The organism is uncultured Gemella sp., from assembly GCF_963537375.1.
Taxonomy (GTDB): domain Bacteria; phylum Bacillota; class Bacilli; order Staphylococcales; family Gemellaceae; genus Gemella.
Genome location: NZ_CAUTDQ010000014.1, coordinates 1 through 13,575, shown reverse-complemented (window position 1 = coordinate 13,575; position 13,575 = coordinate 1). Strand labels below are relative to the sequence as shown.

At 28.6% G+C, this 13,575-nt stretch carries 12 protein-coding genes; all 12 read right to left on the bottom strand.

The window, feature by feature from the left end:
- Window positions 1-97: 97 nt before the first annotated feature.
- Window positions 98-1,189 carry a cell division protein FtsZ gene (ftsZ, locus tag RYK99_RS03930; protein WP_314990309.1) on the bottom strand — a complete coding sequence of 364 codons (1,092 nt, stop codon included), beginning with the start codon at window positions 1,187-1,189 and terminating at the stop codon, window positions 98-100.
- Between the two features lie 20 nt (window positions 1,190-1,209).
- Window positions 1,210-2,583, bottom strand: coding sequence for a cell division protein FtsA (ftsA, locus tag RYK99_RS03925; RefSeq protein WP_314990307.1), 1,374 nt, complete (start codon window positions 2,581-2,583; stop codon window positions 1,210-1,212).
- A 231-nt stretch (window positions 2,584-2,814) separates the two neighbouring features.
- Window positions 2,815-3,780, bottom strand: a complete 966-nt coding sequence (locus tag RYK99_RS03920; RefSeq protein ID WP_314990305.1) for an FtsQ-type POTRA domain-containing protein — start codon at window positions 3,778-3,780, stop codon at window positions 2,815-2,817.
- A 6-nt stretch (window positions 3,781-3,786) separates the two neighbouring features.
- Entirely contained in the window at window positions 3,787-5,127 is a 1,341-nt protein-coding gene (murD, locus tag RYK99_RS03915; RefSeq protein ID WP_314990304.1) for a UDP-N-acetylmuramoyl-L-alanine--D-glutamate ligase, read from the bottom strand.
- Window position 5,128: 1 nt separating this feature from the next.
- Window positions 5,129-6,112 (bottom strand): phospho-N-acetylmuramoyl-pentapeptide-transferase, encoded by a 984-nt coding sequence (gene mraY, locus RYK99_RS03910; RefSeq protein WP_314990302.1) that lies wholly within the window; start codon window positions 6,110-6,112, stop codon window positions 5,129-5,131.
- 9 nt (window positions 6,113-6,121) lie between these two features.
- A complete protein-coding gene (locus tag RYK99_RS03905; protein ID WP_314990300.1) occupies window positions 6,122-8,281 on the bottom strand; it encodes a penicillin-binding transpeptidase domain-containing protein in 2,160 nt (719 codons plus the stop codon).
- 39 nt (window positions 8,282-8,320) lie between these two features.
- A complete protein-coding gene (locus tag RYK99_RS03900) occupies window positions 8,321-8,647 on the bottom strand; it encodes a cell division protein FtsL (RefSeq protein WP_003145776.1) in 327 nt (108 codons plus the stop codon).
- Window positions 8,648-8,663: 16 nt separating this feature from the next.
- Window positions 8,664-9,599, bottom strand: a complete 936-nt coding sequence (gene rsmH / locus RYK99_RS03895; RefSeq protein ID WP_314990298.1) for a 16S rRNA (cytosine(1402)-N(4))-methyltransferase RsmH — start codon at window positions 9,597-9,599, stop codon at window positions 8,664-8,666.
- Between the two features lie 11 nt (window positions 9,600-9,610).
- A complete protein-coding gene (gene mraZ, locus RYK99_RS03890; protein WP_003145774.1) occupies window positions 9,611-10,042 on the bottom strand; it encodes a division/cell wall cluster transcriptional repressor MraZ in 432 nt (143 codons plus the stop codon).
- Window positions 10,043-10,191: 149 nt separating this feature from the next.
- Complete coding sequence (gene dnaI, locus RYK99_RS03885) at window positions 10,192-11,076, bottom strand: primosomal protein DnaI (protein ID WP_314990295.1); 885 nt, start codon at window positions 11,074-11,076, stop codon at window positions 10,192-10,194.
- The gene (locus tag RYK99_RS03880; RefSeq protein WP_314990293.1) at window positions 11,076-12,452 is read right to left on the bottom strand and encodes a DnaD domain protein; all 1,377 of its coding nucleotides are present in this window, start codon (window positions 12,450-12,452) and stop codon (window positions 11,076-11,078) included. The genes dnaI and RYK99_RS03880 overlap by 1 nt, the downstream gene beginning before the upstream one ends.
- Window positions 12,445-13,440 (bottom strand): hypothetical protein, encoded by a 996-nt coding sequence (locus tag RYK99_RS03875; protein ID WP_314990291.1) that lies wholly within the window; start codon window positions 13,438-13,440, stop codon window positions 12,445-12,447. Before RYK99_RS03875 ends, RYK99_RS03880 begins: the two co-directional genes overlap by 8 nt.
- Window positions 13,441-13,575: the final 135 nt, after the last annotated feature.

The following is a 13,575-nucleotide window of genomic DNA, read 5'->3' as shown; positions in this document are numbered from 1 at the left end:
TCAGGATGTTTTAATTAAATATTATAAAATATATATTCCTAAAATGAAATACATAAAAAAGAAAATCAGATATTTATCCGATTTTCTTTCTTTTTTATTAGATTTCTCTTCTAGTTCTTCTTCTTGGACGTGGGTACATTTCTTGTTCTACTTCGTTTTTACCGTAACCACTTGTAAATGAGCTAGCTTCTGGTTGAGCCGGACGTTGTGCTAAGATATCTCTTTCAACACTCACTCCATCTTCTTCAAATCCAGTAGCGATTACTGTAACGACGATTTCATCAGTTTTTTCTAACTCTTCATTAAATACTGTACCGAAAATCATATTTACTTCATCATCACTAGCTTCTTGAACGATACTTGCAGCTGCTTGAGCTTCAAATAAACTTAATGATGGACCACCAGTAATGTTTAATAACACACCTTTAGCTCCAACGATTGAAGTTTCAAGTAATGGAGATGAAATAGCTTTTTTAGCTGCTTCAATAGCTCTGTTTTCACCTGAAGCTACCCCGATACCCATTAATGCAGAACCTTGGTCAGCCATAATTGCTTTAACATCTGCAAAGTCAAGGTTAACTGTACCTGATACGTTAATTAAATCAGAGATACCTTGAACCCCTTGACGTAACACATTATCAGCTTCAACGAATGCTTGCATCATTGGAGTAGATTTATCTACGATATCTAATAATCTATCGTTAGGAATAACGATAAGTGTATCTACTGCACCTTTAAGTGAGTTAATTCCTGCAGTTGATTGTACTTGACGTTTTTTACCTTCAAAATTGAATGGACGAGTAACAACACCTACAGTTAAAGCACCTAATTCTTTTGCAATTCCTGCTACGATAGGAGCGGCACCAGTACCAGTTCCTCCACCCATACCAGAAGTAACGAATACCATGTCTGCTCCTTCTAGTGCTTCTTCAATTTTATCTTTAGTTTCTTCAGCAGCTTTACGCCCTACTTCAGGGTTAGCACCTGCTCCAAGACCTTTAGTTAATTTTTCTCCGATTTGAATTCTAACGTCTGCTTTAGAGCGTTTTAAAGCTTGAGCATCTGTATTAACTGCGATAAACTCAACGTTTTGAATTCCACTTTCTACCATTCGGTCAACGGCGTTACCACCACCGCCACCAACACCTACTACTTTAATTACTGCTGATTGATCAAATTCTTCAAACATTCTTTATTTCCTCCTGATTGTTATTCAAAAAACGAATTATACATTTTAGTTATTTTGTCGAAAAAGTTTTTATCTTCTTCTTTTTTCTCTTCTTCATAATAAGTTTCTTCTTCATGAACATCTTCATGAGTTTCACTTACCACTGGCGCTTCAACTTTTGAATTGTTTACTGTAATTTCTTCTACTGCAGAAACATTTTCAAATGTTGAATTTGTATTTTTTATTGTTGGTACTTCATCAGTTACTTGATATCCAAACAATGATTCAATTTTGTAACTACTTGTTAATGTACCTACAACAACAGATAATTCTGGCGAGTTAGCTCCTATGATTTTTGGTGAACCAATTCTTACATTCATTTTTCTTAGCATATCTTTTGCCAAGTCAAGAACACCAGGCATAAGTGTTGTTCCACCTGTTAACACTACGTTACCTTTAACTCTATTTATACCAGCTTTTCTTAGTACATCGAATGAACGTAAAATAATCTCTTCTACAATTTCTTCAATGTAATCCGCTAGTTCTTTTTGTGTATATGGTTCTTCATCTGGTTCTAAATTATCTAAGTCAATAATTACTTGTGGTGATGCTAAGTCATAAAAAGCATGCCCTTGAGTAACTTTTATCTCTTCTGCACGTTTTAATGGGACATTTAAAACATCTGATATTGTACGTGTAATATCTTCACCAGCTAACTCGATTGATTGTGATAATTGAAGAATACCATCTTCAAAATAACTCACAGTCGTAAGTCCTGCTCCAATATCAATAATCACTGACCCATAATCTTTTTCTTCGTCATTTAATAGTAATTCACCTAATGAATGAGATGTACAAAATGTTTCGTTACAATCTAATCTTAAGTTTTCAATACTTTTATATATTGTGTGAAGATGAGTTTTAGATGTTAAAACTCTATTCCCTGTTACTTCAAATGAATTATGAACAGTCATTCCTTTTGGTTTTCTAATATTTTCAATATCATCAAGACGATAGTAATCTGGAATTACTTGTACCACTTCTCTTTCTCGTGGTAATGGTAGTATTTTTGCTTCTTCAATTACTTCTTCGATATCTCTACCATCAATATCGTGTTTTGTATCAAATTTAATTTCCGCTACACTTTTTTTAATATGAGTGTGTATACTTGGAACTGCTACATATAATGATCTTATGTCCTTATTAGCTTCACTTTTCGCAATATCTATTGCTTTTTGAATATCTCTAGAGGCAGATTCTACATCAATAATGTTCCCTCGTTTAATAGATGTTGTTTTTACAACACCAACACCGAGTATATTCAATTTTTCATATACTACATCTGCTATTATCACTTTTATACTAGATGATCCTAGATCTATTGAAGTATACAATTGTGAACTCAAGTCAAACACTCCTTCCTTTTAAACTTTGTTATTATAATAAAATTGTAAATACACACATATTTTATTTACACATACTAAATTATAACATAAAATTAGAAAAAAAAATATGAAAAACATCAAAAAAAATTAAATTTTATTAAAATATTTTCAATTTGTAATATAACGAATAAGTTTTTTTCTTTTATATAATTTTTCAATAAAAAAAGCATCCAAAATACAAAATTTAGGATGCTTTTTTAACTATTCATTTTTCTTATTACGTGTTGATTGTTGTTTGCTATTATTGTTCTTGTTAGAAGAATTGCTTTGATTATTTGTAGTAGAATTTTCAGATTTATTACTTTGTTGTACTTTTTCTTCTTTTTCTACACTTTCATTATCTTTATTTGATTTCTCATCATCATTTAATCCCTGTCTTGATAGTAGTTTCTTAATACTATCATTTCTAACTTTTTCTGTTTTTGGTGTTTCAAGATATGCACCGTTTATTAAATTTAAAGTAGTATTATTTTTATCTTCAATATATTTAGATATTTCTTCATAGTAATTCAACTTATCTGCAAAGCTAGCTCTTAATGCTTTAACTTTTTGACCATCTTTCATATAAATAATTACTCTATCATTTTCATCATTGATTATTTCAGATATTTGTAATCGTACTTCCTGTTTAAGTTTATTTAAATTTTTGTAAACTTCTTCAAGTTTATTACTATCATCATTGAAATTTTCTATAATAGGTAAATTATAATTGTTTCTAATTTTTCCAGAATATGGTTTCCCATTTTCCATTATTATCTCTAAACTACCATCTTCTTTTTTGTTTTGTGCAATAAAACTATACTCTTCTACATGCACCTTTATAGAGGAAGGCAATTTAGATTTTACTGTTACTGATTTAAATATATCAAATCTTGATTTTATATTATTTTGAATTTCATCATCTTTTATTGACCATGTTCGAAGATCATTGTTAATATTCCCAGCCTCGAGTATTTCTTCTTTAGTAATTTGATTGTTACCTTCAACTTCTATTGTTTTTAATTTTAAATAGCTACTGAATAAAAGTACAAATACTCCTATTACAATTAAAAATAAAGTTACTATGTAAAATACTTCACGTCTTTTTTTTCTTTTAATTTTTTCCAATGAACTGCGACGATTGTCTTTGTTCATTCTTTCAAGTAACTTCCTATTCTTCTTGTTCATAGTTTTTTAATCCTCTTGAATAATCTTCTTAAATGTTGCTATAAATTCATCTCCACGATCTTCAAAACACTTATATTGATCCCATGATGCACATGCTGGAGATAATAATATTGTGTCTCCATGCTCCGCAAGTGAACTTGCTAAAATAGTAGCATCATCAATTTTAATTGCTTTATGACAATCAACATTATTATCAATAGCTAAGTTATATAATATCTCTTTACTTTCACCTACTACTACCATAGATTTTACTCTTGGTAGATATTGAATTAATTCTTTGAAATCTATTCCTCTATCTTGTCCACCACAAACAAGTATTATATTTTTTTCAAATCCTGATAGTGCTCTAGTTGTTGCAACTGGATTTGTAGCTTTTGAATCATTATAGAATTTTACTCCTTTATGCTCTCCTACAAACTGTAATCTATGTTTTACTCCACTAAAAGTATAAAGAACATTTTGAATCGATTCTTTGTCAGCACCTTTTATAAATGATATTACAGCAGCATTTATTGCATTTTCCACATTATGCATACCCGGAAGTGAAAGTTTAGTTATATCAAATAATTCCACACCCTCAAAAATAACCATATTATCTCTTACATAGATATCTGCTTCTATATTTTCTTTTGTATCATAGAATAGCACTGTAGAATTTATTTTTTCTATATCATATTTATCTTTTTCAGCAATATTCAATATTAAGATATCATTTTTGTCTTGATTTTTATAAATATTTCTTTTAGCATCTCGATAATTTTCAACACTACCATGATAATCTAAATGCCCAACACCAAGATTAGTAATTACAGCTATCGATGGTTTGAAATATTTTGTTCCTTGTAATTGAAATGATGAAACTTCAGTAACTAATAATGAATTTGGATGGTTGTATGCAATTTCAATTGAAGGATATCCAATATTACCAGCTAAAAATACATCTTTTTTTGCAGCTTTCAGAATATCGAAAGTCATCTGTGTAGTAGTTGTTTTACCATTTGTTCCAGTAATAGCTACCATATCAATATTAAACAATGTATTTGCTAACTCAATCTCAGTTATTATATCAATTTTCTTGTCAATTGCTTTTTGTAAAAATTCAATTTGATATTTAATTCCTGGATTTTTTACTATTAAATCAATATTTTCTAAAAGTTCTAATGGATGTCCCCCATCAATTACTTTAACGCCGAATTCCCTCAACTCAGCTGCTTTTTCATCGGTACTTAAATCATCATATGCATTTAAAGTAACATCATATCCAAGTTTGTTTAAGATTTTTGCAGTTGAATAACCGCTTCTTGCAAATCCTAACACTAATATTTTCTTGTCTTTTAAATTAATCATTTTAAATAACCCCTATAAAGTAACCTATAGCAGATGATATCACAGCTATAATTACAAAAATATAAACAGTTTTTACTTCACCATACCCAGATAATTCGAAATGATGATGTAAAGGTGACATTTTGAAAATTCTTTTTCCTGTTTTTTTGAAGTAAGCCACCTGAATTATTACAGATAAAGTCTCAAGTATATATACTAAACCTATAAATAAGAATGCTATTTCTTTATGCAAGATTACTGAAATCGCGGCTAAAATTCCACCTAAAGCTAAAGATCCAGTATCCCCCATAAAGATTTTTGCCGGATTTTTATTAAATAATAAAAATCCTAAAAGTGCTCCAACTATTGTCAGACAGAAAACTAATACAGGAAAATTATTTTCCTTATATGCTAATAAAGCAAATGTACCAGTGGTAATAATTGTAACACTTGTTGCTAGACCGTCTAATCCATCAGTTAAATTAACCGCATTAGAAAATCCTGTTTGCCAAAATACTAAGAAGATTAGATATAAATATGAAATATTAAGATTATAATCTAAACCTGGAATATGTATATAATTTATATCCTTATAAATAAATGTAACTAAGATATAAAATATTACAGAAAATAGTATTTGTAGCATTAATTTTTTTCTTGGAGCAAGTCCATCATTTTTCTTCTTAACTACGATAAGCATATCATCTATATAACCAATAATTGAAAATGAGATAGTTGTGTAAATGAATAAAATATAATATTGAATGTTTTCACTATCCAAGATCATTGCAACAATAAGTGAAATTACTATTGAAGCTATAAAAGATATTCCTCCCATTGTTGGAGTACCTTTTTTATGCATATGACTTTGTGGACCTTCTTCTCTAATTGCTTGTCCAAATTTTAGAACATGTAAATATTTGATTAATCTTGTTAGCATTAGCACTGTCAGAAAATATGCTACCAATAATAACGATATAGCAAATACTGTATCTGAATTACTCATTTCGTTCTCCTAACTAAATTTTATTTTTATCTTGTCCCCTTTTTTTATAAATCTCTGCGCAGGAATTGATTGTTGTTTTGCAAATCCATTACCTTCAGTTTCAATATCTAAGCCGGCTAATTTAGCATAATTTATGACATCAATCTTAGACCATCCTATGAAATTAGGTAATACTATATTATCATCCGAAACTAATAGAAATACTCTTTCATCTTGTTTTATTACATTATCAGCCGAAGGATATTGTCCAATTATATTATTACCAGAGCCAATTGTTATGATATTTTTTGTTTTTTGTTGTAATTTTAGTACTGTTGAATTAACGCTCTCACCTACAACATTTTCCATTTGATAACTTTTTATAGTGTCGTTATCATTAGATTTTTTTACATTTAAATAATTTAATGTATTTTCCATAATTGGTTTGAAAATCTCAGAGGCTCCGTATGCACCACTAGCTCCAAGCTCTTTTGTCGGTAATTTCATACCAACATACAAAATAACCTGTGGATCTTCACTTGGTGCATAACCAATAAATGAGTGCAATACTTTAAATGGACTCTTATAATATGTCCCTGTCTTAGGATCTACTACCTCTGCAGTTCCAGTTTTTCCTGATGTACTGTAGTTATCTATAGCATATCTCTTACCACCTTGAGCCCAAGTACCATTAACTACCCCGTATAGTTCTTCTTTCATTATATCTGCTGTTTGTTTTGATATTGGATTCCCAACTACTGTTTTCTTTCCTATATTAACATCTTTATCCAATGTTTTATCATGAACTCGCTGTAAGAAATACGGTGCTAGCATTTGACCATCATTCAAAATTGCTGTCTCTGCTTGAACCATCTGCATTGCAGTAACTGTACTACCTTGACCAAATACGGTAGTCGAAGCAGATACTTTATTATTAAATACTAAATCTCCTGTTGCTTCATTTCCATAAAGTGAATTCGTACTTCTACCAAATCCAAAACTTTCTAAACCGCTTTTTAGTTTTTCAGTTCCTAATTCATTTAAAAGTGTTAACATCAAAGTATTAGATGATTGTTGGAATCCATGACGTTGGGTTATTGTACCCCATCCTGTTTTATTCCAGTCAAAAATAGTAGCATCTTCCACTTTGTATGAACCAGATCTATAGTAACCTTCTGGTTTATAAATATTATTTTCAACCATTAGTGACATAGTAAAAGTTTTTAAAGTAGAACCAGGTTCATAGGCTGAATTATAAAAAATATTCGACCAAGCGCTTGAAAGATTTTCTTGAGTATTTGGATTGAAAGCTGGAGTTTGTCCTAATCCTAATATTTCGCCTGTTTTTGGGCTGATTGCTATTGCAAAGGCACTTTCTGGTTCATATTTGTCATGGATATCTTTTAATGTATTATCAATAAATCCTTGAATATTTTTATCAATCGTTAAATAGATATCTGCTCCATCAACAGGTTTGATTTCTACTTTTGGTATGTTAGAGACTACTTTACCCCAAGCATCTTTAGCATAAGTAATATGCCCTTCTTTACCTCTTAAATAGTAATCAAATGTCTTTTCAACCCCTAATCGACCAGTAATCAAATCACTATCAGGTGAATTTTGTGCGAATCCTAAAAAGTTCCCTAGCATACTTCCATTAGGATAATATCTTTTTGTTGTTGCTATAAACTCAATTCCAGGAAGTTTTAACTCTTCTATTTTTTTCTTATCTTCTACACTTATATCCTTACCAGCTGTACCAAATTCTACTTGATAAACACCTTTTTTATTAAGTATTTCTTTTATCTTACTTCTATCTAATTTAATAAATTTAGATAATTCATCTGCAGTTTTATCGACATCAATAACATGACGAGGATTTGTGTCATCCTCAGTCGCTTTATCAGAAACTACTGCAACTATCTTATAAGATTCAATATTATCTGCTAATATATTCCCATTTCTATCGAAGATTTTCCCACGATTTGGTTGTAGACTACTGTCAATTTTATATTTTTTATCTGCTAATTCTGTTAAATTATGGCCCCTAACAGTCCCTATTAGCATCATTTGTCCAATATTTAATATTAATATCCATACAAAGAAAAAAACAAAAATTAGAAAAAATACAATTTTTGTTCTTTCTCGAGAGATATAATCTTTTCTTTCTAAACTTTTTCTATCTTCCAAAAACTTTAAAGTTAATATTTTCTTAAAAAGTTTTATCAATTATCTCACTACCTTTATACTATCTTTTTGAGTTTTCATTCCTACTGTCTCAGCAATTTTTTTAACTCTTTCGTAAGATGACAGATTGTTTATCATAACTTTTTGTTCGTTATTATTTTTTTGTTTTTCAGATATAACAATATCATTTTTTTGTTGAGCACTTCGTAGCGAATAAATCTCTCCCTTATAGTTTAACATAACTACGTTAGCAAGTAAAATAACTCCTACAAAAACTCCATAAGCAGTTTTTTCTAAAAAATTAAATTTCACTTTTTCTTGTACTTTACGTACTCCATATTCTCTACTATATACCTTTAGTGTAGCCATAAATCTTTCCTCCCCTCTAATTTGTCTGTACTTCTGCCACCCTTAGTTTGGCACTTCTTGATCTATTATTCTCTTCTAATTCGATATCACTAGGATATATAGGCTTTCTCGTAATTACTTTTAATTTAGATAAACTTTCTTCAGGCATAATTGGTAGATTTTTTGGAATATCTTTTGCCTTCGCGTATGAATTGAATATTTGTTTACAAATTCTATCTTCTAAAGAGTGGAAAGTAATAACAGAAATTCTTCCTCCCACTTTAACGATATCAATTGCTTGTTCAAGTGAATCTTCAAATACCGATAATTCATTGTTCACCGCAATACGAATAGCTTGGAATACTCTTTTAGCTGGATGTCCTCCAGTTCTTCTTTTGGCAGCAGGGATGGAATCTTTAATAATTTCTACTAATTCAAAAGTAGTTTCAATAGGTTTTTGTTCACGTTTTTTCTCAATATTCCTTGCTATTTGTTTCGAAAAATTCTCTTCTCCATAGCGGTAAAATATTTTAACTAATTCATGATAACTATATTCATTAACAACTTCATAAGCACTAATTTTTGCATCAGTATCCATTCTCATATCTAACTTAGTATCATAGTTGTAACTAAAACCTCTTTCTGGTGTATCTAATTGCGGTGATGATACTCCTAAATCATATAAAACCCCATCAACCTCATGAACACCATGTTCGGCTAACTTTTCTTTTAAATTAACAAAATTCGATTTAATAAAGACAACTTTATCACTGTATTCAGCTAATTTATTTTTGGCATTTTCTAAAGCTACATTGTCTTGATCAAAAGCATATAGTTTTCCATTTTTTAATTGTTTTAAAATTTCTAAACTATGTCCTGCTCCACCTAAGGTACAATCGACATATATACCATCTTCTTTTATATTTAAGCCTTCTACAGCTTCATTTAATAATACACTATAATGTTTAAACATTTTCATCCATCCTAAAAATCAAAATCTTCTAATTCTTCTGCTATTTCTTCTACGCTAGCTTCACTTTCAACGAGTAAATCTTCCCAGCGATTTTTATCCCAAATCTCTATCCTATTTGACAAACCATTAACAACACAATCTTTATCTAAAAAAGCATGTTCTATTAATGCGTTTGGAATATTAATTCTTCCTTGTTTATCTATTTCAACTTCAGTGGCTCCAGAAAAGAAGAAACGTTGGAAAGTACGAGCATTTTTCTTAGTAATAGGCAGTGATTTTATCTTACTTTCCACCTTTTGCCACTCTTGTAGTGAATAGCCAAATAAACAAGAGTCTAAACCTCTTGTAATAATAAATTTTTCACCTAGTTCATCTCTGAACTTTATTGGAATACTAAGCCTTCCTTTGGCATCCATTTTATTATTATATTGACCAATAAACACTACTTCTCACCACCTTACTTTTATAATTTACCACATTTCCCCACTTTTTTCCACTAATTTCTAAAAAAAAATGAATTTTTTTGAATTTTTTACCAAAAAAAAATAACCAAGTATATATAAACGTAAAATTTATAAATACTTGGTTTATTTTAATTATAATATTCTCTTTCATTTTCACCATCAAGAAAATGTGATGAACATAAAGAATGTATTCTTTCAACTATTCTTAACGCCTTTGTTCTATCTACTGTTGTTCTACCATTCGATAATAACTCAGCCAAATCATCTATACTTAGATTAGATGAGAAGAATGTTGGCAACTTTTCTGCTTCTCGATGATTAATAATTGGTCCTAACACTTCATCACGTATAAATTCTGTAATATTTTCAGCACCAATATCATCAATTATAAGTATCTCTTCACCTCTAACTAGATCTATATATAAATCATAACTATTATCACTTATTTTAGATTTTATCTTTCTAATAAATTCTGGATAATATAATATAGTTGGTTCTTTTCCATTTTGTTTAAAATAGTTGTATATAGAACCCATTAAATACGTTTTACCAGTACCCGTTGGTCCATATACATACACACCTCTTGAAGATTGACCATTTAATATACTTCTGCAAATTTTAATAATTTCTGTCGCTAACATACCCTTTTCTCTATTCCTAGATAGATTTTCAAAAGTGTATGTCAAAACTCTTTTTGGTATAAACTCTGTCTTCACCTTATTAGAGGTCTTCATACTTGCTACTTTTTGCTTGTACTCTTCAGTCTCTTCGTATAAAATACTAACTTCTTCATTACTAAAAACTAACCTAGGTTTATGCTCTATATTAAGTAGTTTATCTTTCGAAATATAAAATTGATAAAACTTTTCAATATTATTTTCTATATCTATTTTGGTAAAATTATTGTCACGAATAAACTTAACAATTTCAGGATCATTAAGAACTTTTTCCGATATAAATCTCTTAAACGAATCTTGAGTATTGCTAGCAACTATATTTGATAATTTTTTCACTACATATCCCTCTTATTATTTAATTCTTGCATCATCTTATTGTATGCATCTTCATCTTCTTTAGTAACAACACGATCCTCTTTTTTCTTAGAAACGTTAAAATTACTTTGACGATTTTGAAGATACTCAGGAAACGGTGCATAATTTCCTTTCTTATTATTCACATAATTCTTTTGTTGCTTAGAAGTCTTTTTATTTGATGTATCGATATTTTTCTTATAATTTCTATTATTTCTAACAAAATCAATTGCATCCTTTGCACCTAAAAGTTTTTGTGCACTCCAAGAACTAGCTATCTTATCAATATAATTGATATGAGGTATAGAATTATTTCCTGTCTGATTAATAGAATATTCTAATAAAATATTTAAAACTCCTGTAGGAAAATTATACTTACTTTGTAATTCACCGATATTCTTTGCGTCAATATTAGAAACTACTATACCTTTTTGTTTATTAAGGAATGTGATAAAGTTTGTATTATCTACTTCTTTAATGAACAATTCTTCCTCAGTAAGTTTCTCTTCCTCGATATTAGTTAGATTTTTATTTACCATACGTTCTAATGTCGGTACTTCTTGTTTTCTTACATTAACATTTAATTGAACAATGTAATCTGTTAATACTTTAAGATTAATTTCACTTGCTCCATTAGTAATTTCAACAGATTTTTCTATTGCTTTTGCCATATCTTCAGAATCCATTTTATAAATATGTGCCAAACCTAAAATCTTGTTCTTTACTTCATCATTTGAGATAACTTCAGTTAGATAACTATTTGCTAAATAATAATTTAATTTATCGAAATCAAAATAATACTCATCAAAATTAGGCCCAGAAGTAACTTTATTTTCCAAATAATCAAAACCAAAATCATTTAAGTTTTCTAAATGGAAGACATCTGAAAACTTAGAAGTTATTTCTTCAAAACTTCTAAAACTTACTTTATCTAGGGAATAATAATTACTTAATTCCTTATATTCAATAGTGCCTATAGTGTTTTCTAATAATTGAGCCAAAACAGGTGTTCCAAAGAATTGAGAAAAATTTAAAGCTTGCTTAATCTTATAAACAAATTGACCTACTCCGTTGTTATCAATATAAAAAGTTTGAAGAAGACCAATTGCTTCCAATTTCTTTCTTGCGACAATGAACTTATGATTAGATAAAGCTAAATTATCTAATATATCATAGTGTAAATAATTCTTTGAAAGATTTTTATCACTAAGCATTTTACTTCCTAAAAAATTATATAAACTTATAGCATCATTACCTAATAATGGTAGATATAGTAAGTTTAACTCTTTAGAGTATTCTGAAATATCATAGTCATTATAAACACAATAAAAATCCTTAACAGAAAAAATATTATTCATGTTTTTCATCCATTACTTCTATTATTATTTGCGTATATTCTAAAGCATAGATGAAATCTTGATTATAATCATATTTAATCTTATCATCGTTTCTCAATGGTGCAAAGAAAGATTTTACTAAAATTGGATATATATTAGATAAAAGCAATTTTGCATTATCATTTTCATAAAGTGCTCTTAAGAAATTAAATACTTTGTACACACATTCTAGAAATTCCTCTTTAGTTGGTGTATTTATATTAGTATAACTTTCAATTTTTGTTGAAAAACTAAGTATATTTTTTTTATCATTTTTAGCCACAAAAGTTCTCAAATCATCTATTAATTCATACATATAATTAAAAAATGATTCGAAATCTTCTAGATACTCATTATTAATGATTTGAGATTCATTTTTTAATAACAATTTATTAATATTATAATCAGTTACAAAAAGATAAATCTTATAAAGATCTGAGTATTCAACATCACTTAATTTTTGATAATCTTGAACTATATCATTTAAACTCTTACCATCTTTGTAAATATTATACAATGTATTTAACCATATAAATTCATCAAGTTTCTTATTATTGATTAAAGTTACTAGATAATTATTGAAACTATACTCTTTTTCATCTTCAAAAAGAATAGAAGTCCTACTTTCAATTCTAGATAAAATTGTATTGAATTCTTTTACTGAATCTTCATCAACAATTACTTCATCAAAGTTAGGTTTTAAATCAGCTTTAATACGTCTAAATTCATCTGCACTATTATCAAGGTTATCTAATCTCTCCTGATAAACTTCATTATATCCAGGCTTTTGTGAATGATAATATGTTTCTATTGCTTTATTAAATACTAGAACTTTCTCTAAAATTTTTATATATGCAACTTTAATACTTTTATTATCTGAAATTTTATTAATCAATTTTAATGCGTTCAATATGTCTTTTTTATTCTCACTAGTAAGTACTAATGTTTTTTCATCTTCTAAATAAAACATGCTCAAACCTCCAATTATATATTACTATACTATGATACTCTATTTTTGAAAGAAAATCAAAATATATGAAATTAAAATAAAAAGGTTCTTTGTCAAATTCGGTTGATTTAGAAAATTAGGAGAAAGCTATGCTAT